This is a genomic window from Burkholderia sp. LS-044 (assembly GCF_004803625.1).
In the GTDB taxonomy this organism is placed as follows: Bacteria; Pseudomonadota; Gammaproteobacteria; order Burkholderiales; family Burkholderiaceae; genus Burkholderia; species Burkholderia cepacia.
The window spans coordinates 72,287-83,612 of sequence record NZ_SSWO01000003.1; the positions used below are offsets into that span (position 1 = coordinate 72,287).

Below are 11,326 nucleotides of genomic sequence, written 5' to 3' on the forward strand. Positions count from 1 at the left end.
CGGTGCCGGCGCGAACCTTCATCGTCCCGCGTGCGAACGTGTCGCGCGCGATTGCCGGAGAGACACCCATGCGTGCGCGACCGATCGTAGCCGTGACCGCCGACCGCATCCTGCGCGGTGCGCATCCGAACCACACGGCGGGGGAGAAGTACCTGGCCGCGCTCGTCGACGGCGCGGGCGTGCTTGCCTTCGTGCTGCCCGCGCTCGGCGCGCGCCAGCCGGCCGATGCGATCGTCGCGGCGGTCGACGGGTTGCTGTTGACCGGCAGTTACTCGAACGTCGAGCCGCATCATTACGGCGGTGCCGCGAGCGCGCCCGACACGCTGCACGATCCCGCGCGCGATGCGACCGCGCTGCCGCTGATCCGCGCGGCGATCGACGCGGGCGTGCCCGTACTCGCGATCTGTCGCGGCATGCAGGAGCTGAACGTTGCCTACGGCGGCACGCTGCATCAGCGGCTGCACGCGACGACCGGCTTCGACGATCACCGCGAGCGGCCGGCCGATCCGCTCGAACGGCAGTACGGCCCCGCGCACGTCGTGCAGTTCGCGCCGGGCGGCCTGCTGCAGCGGATCGCGCACGGCGCACCCGAAGCGACGGTCAATTCGCTGCACGACCAGGGCATCGCGCAGCTCGGCGCGGGGCTCGTCGTCGAAGCCAGCGCGCCCGACGGGCTGGTCGAGGCCGTCAGCGTGCGCGGCGCGCGTGCGTTCGCGCTCGGCGTGCAGTGGCATCCCGAATGGCGCTACGCGGAACAGCCGCTGTCGCGCGACATCTTCGCGGCATTCGGCGCGGCGTGCCGCGCGCGCATGACCCATCGCATTCATGCGGCCGGCGGCGCGATGCCGTCGCCGGCCGCATCCGACGTCGACTGACAGAGGCCGATCATGCAACCCGAACTGAGCGAATTCCTGCGACAGCACCGCATCACCGAGGTCGAGGCGATCATTCCCGACATGGCCGGCATCGCGCGCGGCAAGATCATTCCGCGCAACAAGTTCGAATCCGGCGAATCGATGCGCTTGCCGCAGGCCGTGATGGTGCAGACCGTCACCGGCGACTATCCGGAGGACGGCACGCTGACCGGCGTGACCGATCCCGACATGGTGTGCGTGCCCGATCCGTCGACGATCTGCCTGATTCCGTGGGCCGTCGATCCGACCGCGCAGGTAATTCACGATTGCGTGCACTTCGACGGCTCGCCGGTCGAGATCTCGCCGCGCTACGTGCTGCGCCGTGTGCTCGACCTGTACAAGGCGAAAGGCTGGCAGCCGGTCGTTGCGCCCGAGCTCGAGTTCTATCTGGTCGACATGAACGCCGATCCGGACCTGCCGCTGCGTCCGCCGGTCGGCCGCACCGGGCGCGCGGAAACCGGCCGGCAGTCGTATTCGATCGAGGCCGTCAACGAGTTCGATTCACTGTTCGAGGACATCTACGAATACTGCGAGATGCAGGGGCTCGATATCGAGACGCTGATCCATGAAGTCGGCGCCGCGCAGATGGAGATCAACTTCGTGCACGGCGATGCGCTGTCGCTGGCCGACCAGGTGTTCCTGTTCAAGCGCACGGTGCGCGAGGCCGCGCTGCGTCACAACATGTACGCGACCTTCATGGCGAAGCCGATGCAGGACGAACCCGGCTCGGCGATGCACATCCACCAGAGCCTGGCCGACGCGCGCACGGGGCGCAACCTGTTCTCGGGCGAAGACGGCGCCGTGTCGCCGATGTTCCACAGCTATCTCGCGGGGCTGCAGAAGTACACGCCGGCGCTGATGCCGATCTTCGCGCCGTACATCAACTCGTATCGCCGCCTGTCGCGCTTCATGGCCGCGCCGATCAACGTGCAGTGGGGCTACGACAACCGCACGGTCGGCTTCCGCATCCCGCAGTCGGGCGCATCGGCGCGGCGCATCGAGAACCGGATCCCGGGCGTCGACTGCAACCCGTACCTCGCGTTCGCGGCGACGCTCGCCGCCGGCTATCTTGGCTTGTCGCAGCAGCTCGCGCCGACCGAGCCGATCGCGTCGGACGGCTACAACCTGCCGTACCAGCTGCCGCGCAATCTCGAGGAGGGGATCTCGCTGATGGCGGCGTGCACGCCGCTCGCCGGCATTCTCGGCGACAAGTTCGTGAAGGCCTACCTGGCGCTGAAGGACACCGAATACGAAGCGTTTTTCCGCGTGATCAGCTCGTGGGAGCGCAGGCATCTGCTGCTGCACGTCTGAGCGTGCGGCAGCGTTATCCGGAGGAAACATGACCGATCGAAACGAAGCCTTCTCACCGCATTCGACCGCCGAATACCGCGCGCTCGACGCCGCGCACCACATCCACCCGTTCTCGGACATGGGCGCGCTGAACCGCTCGGGCAGCCGCGTGATCGTGAAGGCCGACGGCGTCTACCTGTGGGACTCGGACGGCAACAAGGTCATCGACGGGATGGCCGGCCTCTGGTGCGTGAACGTCGGCTACGGCCGCAAGGAACTCGCCGACGCCGCGTATCGCCAGATCCAGGAACTGCCGTTCTACAACACCTTCTTCAAGACCACGCACCCGCCGGTGATCGAACTCTCCGCGATGCTCGCGGAAGTCACGCCGAACGGCTTCAACCACTTCTTCTATTGCAACAGCGGCTCGGAAGGCAACGACACCGTGCTGCGCCTCGTGCACCAGTACTGGCGCGTGCAGGGCCAGCCGCAGAAGAAGTTCGTGATCTCGCGCAAGAACGGTTACCACGGCTCGACGATCGCCGGCGGCACGCTCGGCGGGATGGGCTACATGCACGAGCAGATGCCGTCGAAGGTCGAGCACATCGTGCACATCGACCAGCCGTATTTCTTCGGCGAGGCGGCGGCCGGCGAAACGCCGGAAGCATTCGGCCTGGCCCGCGCGCAGCAGCTCGAGGCGAAGATCCTCGAACTCGGCGCGGAAAACGTCGCGGCGTTCATCGGCGAGCCGTTCCAGGGCGCGGGCGGCGTGATCTTCCCGCCGTCGACGTACTGGCCGGAAATCCAGCGGATCTGCCGCAAGTACGACATCCTGCTGGTGGCCGACGAAGTGATCGGCGGGTTCGGGCGTACCGGCGAATGGTTCGCGCACCAGCACTTCGGCTTCGAGCCGGACCTGATCACGATGGCGAAGGGCCTCACGTCGGGCTACGTGCCGATGGGGGCTGTCGGCATTCACGAGCGCGTGGCGCGGCCGATCATCGACAACGGCGAATTCAATCACGGCCTCACGTACTCGGGCCACCCGGTGGCGGCAGCCGTCGCGGTCGCGAACCTGAAGCTGCTGCGCGACGAAGGGATCGTCGAGCGCGTGAAGAACGACATCGGGCCGTACTTCCAGCGCCGGCTGCGCGATGCGCTGGGCGACCATCCGATCGTCGGGGAGATTTCGGGAGCGGGGCTCGTGGCAGGCGTGCAGCTTGCGCGCGACCGGAACCGGCGCGAGCGGTTCGGTGCGAACGTCGATATCGGGACGATCTGCCGCGACTTCTGCTTCAACGGCAACCTGATCATGCGCGCGACCGGCGACCGGATGCTGCTGTCGCCGCCGCTCGTGATTCGCGAGGCGGAGGTCGACGAGATCGTCGACAAGGCGAAACGGGCGTTCGATGCGACGGCGCAGCGGGTGGGGCACGCACGGTAAGCCGGTATCTGGGTAGCTGCGTGTGGACGCGGGCGTCGTCGAATGACATGGCGCCCGCGTCGCTCGGAGCACGCGCGACGCCAAAACGAAAAGGGCCTGCGTCGTGAGACGCAGGCCCTTGAATTCTTTGGTGGGCGGTACTGGGATCGAACCAGTGACCCCTGCCGTGTGAAGGCAGTGCTCTACCGCTGAGCTAACCGCCCAAAGAAGAATCAAATTATGTCAGAGCTTTTGGGGTTCGTAAAGCCCTTTCTGCAATTTTTTTCAAATAGCCGCAAGCACCGGTTCGCGAGCCGTGCACTCAGCCCGCGAGCGCGGGCAGTGCGTCGATCGACGCGCGCACGTAGTCGGCGAAGCGCAGCGCAACCGGCTCGGCGGTGCCGCTGCGCTTCAGCGCGAGCGTGCGCGATTCGAGCGACGCATCCTTCAGCGGCCGGAACGCGAGCCGGTCGCTCTTCGCCTGCTGCAGCACGCGCGGCACCAGCGCGACGCCCATCCCGAACTCGATCATCGACAGGATCGTCTGCCACAGCCGCGCTTCGTGGCGGATCAGCGGGCTGAAGCCGGCGTTCACGCATTGCGCGATGATCAGGTCGTGATAGTGCGGCGCCGCTTCGCGCGGGAACAGGATGAACGGTTCCGCGGCCAGTGCGGCAAGCGCGACCTGCCTGCGCCGCGCGAGCGGATGTGCGGCCGGCAGGCAGCACACGAACGGTTCCGCATAGACAGGTACCGATTCGACCTCGGGCGGGAAGTGGCCCCAGTGCGCGTAGCCGAGATCGATCTGGCCGCGCTGGATCGCCTGCACCTGCGCCTGCGTGTTCATCTCGCTCAGCACGACCTCGACGCCCGGGTAGTCGGCCTCGAAACGCCGCACCGCATCGGGCAGCCCGCGATACAGCATCGAATGAACGAAGCCGATCCGCAGCCGGCCCGCGAGGCCCGACGCGGAGCGCACCGTCAGGCGTTCGGCCTCGGCCGCCTGCAGCAGCAGCCGGCGCGCTTCGCCGAGCAGCACCTCGCCCGCGTTGGTCAGCGCGACGGTCTTGTTGGTGCGCGAGAACAGCTGGACGCCGAGCGCGTCCTCGAACTTGCGGATATCGAAACTCAGCGCCGGCTGCGAGATGAACAGGCGCTTTGCCGCGCGCCCGAAATGCAGTTCCTCGGCGACCGCCACGAAGTAGCGCAACTGCCTCAGTTCCATGGTGTCTCCTCGCGGCGTCGGCATCGATAAGCGATATCTATCGTACCGGATAAATCCTGTATTGGACGCTTATCGATCGCGCGCCTACGCTCTGCGGAAAGCTTTGCACGGGACGGGCCGGGCGCCGCGGCGCCCCCCGCCGGCCGATGTGCAGGCAACCCAGGAGACGCACGCATGAACGACACCGCTCGCACGCCGGACGCCGGCGCATCCAACATCCCCGACAGCCGGGGCCTCGATTTCTTCACGGCCGATCCCGATCTCGGCGCGTTGCTGAAGCTGCATCTCGGCGACGCGCACTATGCCGAACTGGAGCCTCGGCTGCGCGCGCTCGGCGCACGCGTGTCGGGCGAACTCGACGAATGGGCGGCGCGCGCGGACAAGCATCCGCCCGTGCTCGAACACCGCAACCGGCGCGGCGAGGCCGTGCAGCGGATCGACAAGGATCCCGCGTATGTCGCGCTCGAACGTGTCGCGTATGCCGAGCTCGGGCTCGCGTCGTTGAGCCACGGGGCGGAATCCGTTGCGCCGCTCGTCAAGTACGCGCTGACGTTCCTGTTCGTGCAGGCGGAATTCGGGCTGTGCTGCCCGGTCAGCATGACCGATTCGCTGACGCGTACGCTGCGCCGCTTCGGCGATCCGGCGCTCGTCGCGCGCTACCTGCCGAGGCTCGCGTCGCGCGACTTCGACACGCTGTACCAGGGCGCGATGTTCATGACCGAGCAGGCGGCGGGTTCCGACGTCGGCCGGATCGCCACGCGGGCGACGCGCGAGACGGACGCGCATGGCGAGACCGTCTGGCGCCTGACCGGCGACAAGTGGTTCTGCTCGAACGCGGATGCCGATCTCGCGATGGTGCTCGCGCGGCCCGACGGCGCGCCGGACGGCATCAAGGGCCTCGCGCTGTTCCTGCTGCCGAAGACGCTGCCGGACGGCACGCGCAACCGCTACCGGATCGTGCGCCTGAAGGACAAGCTCGGCAGCCGGTCGATGGCGAGCGGCGAGATCGCGCTCGAAGGCGCGCAGGCGTTTCTGATCGGCGAGATCGGCCGCGGTTTCCACCAGATGGCCGACATGATCAACATGTCGCGGCTGTCGAACGGCGTGCGCGCGGCGGGGCTGATGCGGCGCGCGCTGAACGAGGCGCTGCACGTCGCCGCGCACCGCGAGGCGTTCGGCCGCAAGCTGATCGAGATGCCGCTGATGCAGCGCCAGTTGCTGAAGATGCTGCTGCCGGCCGAGGCCGCGCGCGCGATGTTCATGCAGATCGCGCTGCTGCTGCCGCAGGCCGATGCCGGCGACGAGCAGGCCGCGCGCTGCGTGCGGATCCTGACGCCGCTGATCAAGTTCCGCGCGTGCCGCGATGCGCGGCGCGTGACGGGCGATGCGATGGAAGTGCGCGGCGGCACCGGCTACATCGAGGAATGGAGCGATGCGCGCCTCGTGCGCGATGCGCATCTCGGCTCGATCTGGGAAGGCACGAGCAACATCGTCGCGCTCGACGTCGCGCGGGCCGCGCAGCGCGAGCAGGCGCTCGACGCGCTGCGTACCTTTCTCGGCGACCGCCTCGGCGCGGCGCCGCTGCCCGACGCGAGCCGCGCGGCGCTGCGGCGCATCCTCGCGCGCGCCTGCGACGCGCTTGCGCGGGTCGCGGCGGAAGGCGACGACGCACGCGTGCGGCAGGCCGCGTCCGCGCTGTACTACGCAAGCGCGGCCGTGCTGATGGCGTGCGAGGGCGCGCGGCTCGCGCCGGATTTCCGGCGTCTCGCGCTCGCGCACCTGGTCGTGCGCCACAAGCTGCTGCCGGTCGACCCGCTTGCGCCGGCATCGCGCGACGACGAATCCGCCGCCTGCGCTGCGCTGCTGCGCGGCACGCCCATCGCGCTCGATACCGCGCTCGACCTGCTGCCGGAGGTCGAACGATGACCGCTTCGCGTGGCGCACTGGACGGCCTGAAGGTCGTCGACCTGAGCCGCGTGCTCGGCGGCCCGTACTGCACGCAGGCACTCGCCGATCACGGCGCGACGGTGATCAAGATCGAGCCGCCGGACGGCGACGAGACGCGCGGCTGGGGGCCGCCGTTCCTCGGCGATACCGCTTGGTACTTCGCGGGCGTCAACCGCAACAAGGAAGGGCTCGCGCTCGACCTGTCGCGCGACGAAGGGCGCGCGATCCTGTGGCACCTGCTCGACGAGGCGGACGTGCTCGTCGAGAACTTCAAGCCGGGCACGCTCGCGCGCTGGGGGATGGACTATGCACGCGACTTGCAGCCGCGCTTCCCGTGGCTGATCCACTGCGCGGTGACGGGCTTCGGCGCGGACGGTCCGCTCGGCGGGTTGCCTGGCTACGACGCGGTGATCCAGGCGATGGCGGGGCTGATGAGCGTCAACGGCGAGCGCGACGGCGACGCGACGCGCATCGGTCTGCCGATCGTCGACATGGTCACGGGCCTCAATGCGCTCGCGGGCATCCTGCTGGCGCTCGCGGAGCGCGAGAAGAGCGGGCTCGGGCAATCGATCGACATCGCGCTGTACGACTGCGGCGTGTCGCTGCTGCATCCGCACCTGCCGAACTTCTTCGGTTCGGGGCGCGTGCCGGCGCGCAGCGGCAACGCGCATCCGAACATCGCGCCATACGACAGCTACCGCACGGCGACCGTGCCGATCTTCCTCGCGATCGGCAACGACCGGCAGTTCGCGCGGCTCGTCGCGCATCTCGGTGCGCCGGCGCTCGCGGGCGATCCGCGTTTCGTCGACAACCGCAACCGCTGCGCGCACCGTCCCGAGCTGAAGGCCGAACTGGAAGCGCGGCTCGCCGCGCACGCTTGCGAGCCGCTCGCGCGCGACCTGATGGCGGCCGGCGTGCCGTGCGGGCCGGTGCGAACGGTGGCCGACGTCGCGCACGATCCGCATGCGCTGCACCGGAACCTGTTTGTCGAGATCGGCGCGTATCGCGGCACCGCGTCGCCGGTGAAGCTGTCGCGCACGCCGGCTACCTATCGTTCGCCGCCGCCCGCGCTGGGCGGCGACACGCGCGCGGTGCTCGATCGCCTCGGCGTCGATCCCGCGCTCCAGCAGCAATTGCTCGACGCCGGCGTGCTGAGGGAAGCCCCCGGCTGACACGACGCCGCCGGCCGGCGGCGCCATGCCGGCCACCCGGGAAAGGCGCGCGGCAGTCGCGCCCCGGAAACACAAACATGGAGACATCGATGAGCCGTCAGCCATCCCCGTCCGCCGCGCAGCAGCCGCGGCCCGGCCGCGCCGCCTTCGCGGCGTTCGTCGGCACCACGATCGAGTGGTACGACTTCTACATTTACGGCACCGCCGCGGCGCTCGTGTTCGGCAAGGTGTTCTTTTCGAGCAGGATGGATCCCGGCGTCGCGACGCTGCTTGCGTTCGTCACGTTCTGGGCCGGCTTCGCCGCGCGGCCGCTCGGCGGCATCGTGTTCGGGCATCTCGGCGATCGTGTCGGCCGCAAGACCGCGCTCGTGATCACGCTGGTGATGATGGGGCTCGCGACGACCGGCATCGGCCTGCTGCCCGGTTATGCGCAGATCGGTGTATGGGCGCCGGCCGGCCTCGTCGCGCTGCGCGTGCTGCAGGGCATCGCGGTCGGCGGCGAGTGGGGCGGCGCGGTGCTGATCGCGAGCGAGAACGCGCCGAAGCATCGCAGCATCCTGTACGCGGCGTTCGCGCAGCAGGGTTCGCCCACCGGCAACCTGCTCGCCACCGCGGCCTTCTTCGCGCTGAGCGCGCTGCCGACACCGTCGTTCCTGATGTGGGGCTGGCGCATTCCGTTCCTGCTGTCGGCCGTGCTGGTGATCATCGGCATGGTGATCCGGCTGAGGCTCGAGGAGTCGGCCGACATGCGGCGCGTGCTCGCGCGCAAGCGCACCGTGAAGCTGCCGCTGCGCGACGTCGTGCGCGATCACTGGGTCGTCGTGCTGCTCGCGGCCGGCACGCTGCCGGTGATCAACGTCACGTACTTCCGCAGCACGTTCGCGCTGTCGTGGGCGACGAAGGAGCTCGGCTACGCGCAGGGCACGTTTCTCGGCATCCTGTCGATCTCGCTCGTCGTGCAGTTCCTGATGCAGCCGGTCGGCGCGTGGTTCGTGTCGAAGGTCGACATGCGCCGCGCGATGTGCTGGATCCTGATTCCGGAAATCGTGCTGATGCCGGTGATGTTCCATGCGCTCGCGACGCGTTCGTATTGGGTCGCCGTCGCGGGCATGTGCATCTCGACGATTCCGTCGGCGATGTTCTACGGCGCGGTCGGCGGCGTGCTCGCGCGCGTGTTCCCGGCGAACATCCGCTACACGGGCCTGTCGCTCGCGTATCAGCTGAGCGCGCTCGTCGTCGGCGGCGGCACGCCCGTGCTCGCGCAGGCGATCCTCAACACGACCGGCAGCATCGTCGGCGTCGCGGTCGCGTCGGGGCTTTACGCGCTCGTGTCGCTCGTCTGCATGCTCGCGCTGCTGAATCGCACCGGGTATCGCGCGGACGAACTGTCGACGGCCGAGCGCAGCGATGCGGCCGAATGGGGCACCGAAGGCGGCAGCACGGCACCCGCGGCCGACGGGAGCGCGCAGCCGGGCGACGGCGGTGCGCTGAAGCCGGCCGGCTGAGCGGCACGCCATGCCGCCGCGCGGGAGGCGGGAACGCCCCGAGCGCATGTCGCCAAAAGAAAACGGCACCGTGCGAAACACGGTGCCGTCTTTCCCGGAGCGCGCGGCCGGCAGGCTGCCGGCCGCGCGCATCGCATCATCAGCCTTCCGTCGGCGGCACGTAGCCGGACGCCTGGTCCGCGCCGTCGCCGAAGAAGTACTTCTCGGTCTGCTTCATCAGGTACTGGCGCGCGCGCGGGTCGGCCATGTTCAGGCGGTTCTCGTTGATCAGCATCGTCTGCTGCTTGAGCCAGCCCTGCCACGCTTCCTTCGAGACGCTCTCGTAAATGCGCTTGCCGAGTTCGCCCGGCAGCGGCGGGAAATCGAGGCCTTCGGCTTCCTTGCCGAGCTTCGCGCATTGAATCATTCGAGCCATCGTGTACTTCTCCTGTAATCGAACTGGGGGGAGGGCAGTCGTGCCTGCGCTCAGAGCTGCTTCATCAGCACGAGCGACTTGCGCTGCCAGTTATAGAGTTTGCGGCGGTCTTCGGGGAGGTCGTCGACGCTGACCTTGACGAAGCCGCGCTTGAGGAACCAGTGCTCGGTGCGCGTCGTGAGCACGAAGATGTGCGTGAGGCCGCGCGCACGGGCACGCTGCTCGATGCGCTTGAGCAGGCGTTCGCCGTCGCCCGAGCCCTGCGCTTCCGGCGCGACCGTCAGGCACGCCATCTCGCCGATCTTCTCCTGCTGGTACGGATACAGCGCCGCGCAGCCGAACAGCACGCCATCGTGCTCGATCACCGAGAAGTGGTCGATGTCGCGTTCGATCTGGTGGCGGCCGCGGCGCACCAGCGTGCCGTCCGACTCGAGCGGCTCGATCAGCGACAGGATGCCGCCGACGTCGTCCGGCGTCGCTTCGCGCAGGCTCTCGAGGTTCTCGTACGAGATCATCGTGCCGACGCCGTCGTGCAGGAACAGTTCGAGCAGCATGCTGCCGTCGAGCGACTGCGGGATCAGGTGGGCCCGGGTCACGCCGCCGCGGCATGCGCGGATCGAGTGCTTCAGGAAGAACGCGTCGTCGCCCTGGACGTTGCCGGAATCGAGCAGCTCGGCGGCCGCGTCGAGCGACATTTCGCGCACCAGCCCGCCTTCGTCGTCGACGATGCCGGGCGCTTCGGTCAGGAAGATGATCTTGTCGGCGCGCAGTGCGATCGCGGCGGCCGACGCGACGTCTTCCATCGACAGGTTGAACGCTTCGCCGGTCGGCGAGAAGCCGAGCGGCGACAGCAGCACGAGCTTGCGGCTCGCGAGAGAGTGACGGATCGACTCGGCGTCGATCTTGCGCACGATGCCTGTATGCGCGAAATCGACCCCGTCGAGAATCCCCACCGGCCGCGCGGTCACGAAGTTGCCCGACACGACGCTGATGTGCGCGTGCGCCATCGGCGAGTTCGGCAGACCCTGGCTGATCGCGGCCTCGATGTCGAGACGCACTTCGCCGGCCGCTTCCTTCGCGGATTCGAGCGCGCGCGCATCGGTGATGCGCAGGCCGTGCGAAAACTCGGATTCGACACCGTGCAGGCTCAGCTGCTCCTCGACCTGCGGGCGCGAACCGTGCACCAGCACGATCTGGATACCCATCGCCTGCAGCAGCGCGATGTCGGACACGAGCGCGTTCAGGAGCCCCTGCTGCACCACCTCGCCGCCAAACCCCACGACGAACGTGCTGTTGCGGAACTTGTGGATATAGGGCGCGACGGAGCGCATCCAGTCGACGAACTGCGCGTGACTGGCGGCCGAATCGTCGGCGGCCGGCGGCGTCGCGGCGCCGGTCTGGGCGGGGGGGAGGTCGGTTTGGGAATTCATGGGCG

The 11,326-nt window shown here is 68.6% G+C and carries 9 protein-coding genes and 1 tRNA gene; 6 read left to right on the forward strand and 4 right to left on the reverse strand.

Annotated elements, in window-relative coordinates:
* The first annotated feature begins 68 nt into the window (after positions 1-68).
* The 3 genes from E9536_RS08720 to E9536_RS08730 are packed head-to-tail and all read left to right on the forward strand — an operon-like array spanning position 69 to position 3,648.
* Positions 69-875 (forward strand): gamma-glutamyl-gamma-aminobutyrate hydrolase family protein, encoded by an 807-nt coding sequence (locus E9536_RS08720; protein WP_059693038.1) that lies wholly within the window; start codon positions 69-71, stop codon positions 873-875.
* A 12-nt stretch (positions 876-887) separates the two neighbouring features.
* Entirely contained in the window at positions 888-2,225 is a 1,338-nt protein-coding gene (locus tag E9536_RS08725) for a glutamine synthetase family protein (RefSeq protein ID WP_027786942.1), read from the forward strand.
* A gap of 28 nt (positions 2,226-2,253) precedes the next feature.
* Positions 2,254-3,648, forward strand: a complete 1,395-nt coding sequence (locus E9536_RS08730; RefSeq protein WP_136469733.1) for an aspartate aminotransferase family protein — start codon at positions 2,254-2,256, stop codon at positions 3,646-3,648.
* Between the two features lie 128 nt (positions 3,649-3,776).
* On the opposite strand, the gene E9536_RS08735 is transcribed toward E9536_RS08730, so the two are convergent.
* Positions 3,777-3,851: transfer RNA gene (locus E9536_RS08735), tRNA-Val, on the reverse strand.
* Positions 3,852-3,949: 98 nt separating this feature from the next.
* Positions 3,950-4,852 carry a LysR family transcriptional regulator gene (locus E9536_RS08740; RefSeq protein WP_060084369.1) on the reverse strand — a complete coding sequence of 301 codons (903 nt, stop codon included), beginning with the start codon at positions 4,850-4,852 and terminating at the stop codon, positions 3,950-3,952.
* Between the two features lie 174 nt (positions 4,853-5,026).
* Here E9536_RS08740 and E9536_RS08745 point away from each other — a divergent pair, with 174 nt between their 5' ends.
* The 3 genes from E9536_RS08745 to E9536_RS08755 all read left to right on the forward strand — a co-directional run bounded on the left by E9536_RS08745 (position 5,027) and on the right by E9536_RS08755 (position 9,476).
* Positions 5,027-6,778 (forward strand): acyl-CoA dehydrogenase family protein, encoded by a 1,752-nt coding sequence (locus E9536_RS08745; protein WP_136469734.1) that lies wholly within the window; start codon positions 5,027-5,029, stop codon positions 6,776-6,778.
* Complete coding sequence (locus tag E9536_RS08750; RefSeq protein ID WP_059699130.1) at positions 6,775-7,971, forward strand: CaiB/BaiF CoA-transferase family protein; 1,197 nt, start codon at positions 6,775-6,777, stop codon at positions 7,969-7,971. Before E9536_RS08745 ends, E9536_RS08750 begins: the two co-directional genes overlap by 4 nt.
* Positions 7,972-8,060: 89 nt before the next feature.
* Positions 8,061-9,476, forward strand: coding sequence for an MFS transporter (locus tag E9536_RS08755; RefSeq protein ID WP_136469735.1), 1,416 nt, complete (start codon positions 8,061-8,063; stop codon positions 9,474-9,476).
* Between the two features lie 139 nt (positions 9,477-9,615).
* Here E9536_RS08755 and E9536_RS08760 read toward each other — a convergent pair whose 3' ends face one another.
* Together E9536_RS08760 and argA are read right to left on the reverse strand one after the other, a co-directional pair.
* Positions 9,616-9,891, reverse strand: a complete 276-nt coding sequence (locus tag E9536_RS08760) for an oxidative damage protection protein (protein WP_006478357.1) — start codon at positions 9,889-9,891, stop codon at positions 9,616-9,618.
* Positions 9,892-9,941: 50 nt separating this feature from the next.
* Positions 9,942-11,321 carry an amino-acid N-acetyltransferase gene (argA, locus tag E9536_RS08765; RefSeq protein WP_027786948.1) on the reverse strand — a complete coding sequence of 460 codons (1,380 nt, stop codon included), beginning with the start codon at positions 11,319-11,321 and terminating at the stop codon, positions 9,942-9,944.
* Positions 11,322-11,326: the final 5 nt, after the last annotated feature.

Bases quoted from the DNA above. Each gene is read 5' to 3' on its own strand.
- E9536_RS08750 (WP_059699130.1), top strand. From the start codon at position 6,775: ATGACCGCTTCGCGTGGCGCACTGGACGGCCTGAAGGTCGTCGACCTG.
- E9536_RS08725 (WP_027786942.1), top strand. From the start codon at position 888: ATGCAACCCGAACTGAGCGAATTCCTGCGACAGCACCGCATCACCGAG.
- E9536_RS08745 (WP_136469734.1), top strand. From the start codon at position 5,027: ATGAACGACACCGCTCGCACGCCGGACGCCGGCGCATCCAACATCCCC.
- E9536_RS08720 (WP_059693038.1), top strand. From the start codon at position 69: ATGCGTGCGCGACCGATCGTAGCCGTGACCGCCGACCGCATCCTGCGC.
- E9536_RS08760 (WP_006478357.1), bottom strand. From the start codon at position 9,891: ATGGCTCGAATGATTCAATGCGCGAAGCTCGGCAAGGAAGCCGAAGGC.
- E9536_RS08730 (WP_136469733.1), top strand. From the start codon at position 2,254: ATGACCGATCGAAACGAAGCCTTCTCACCGCATTCGACCGCCGAATAC.
- E9536_RS08740 (WP_060084369.1), bottom strand. From the start codon at position 4,852: ATGGAACTGAGGCAGTTGCGCTACTTCGTGGCGGTCGCCGAGGAACTG.
- E9536_RS08755 (WP_136469735.1), top strand. From the start codon at position 8,061: ATGAGCCGTCAGCCATCCCCGTCCGCCGCGCAGCAGCCGCGGCCCGGC.
- argA (WP_027786948.1), bottom strand. From the start codon at position 11,321: ATGAATTCCCAAACCGACCTCCCCCCCGCCCAGACCGGCGCCGCGACG.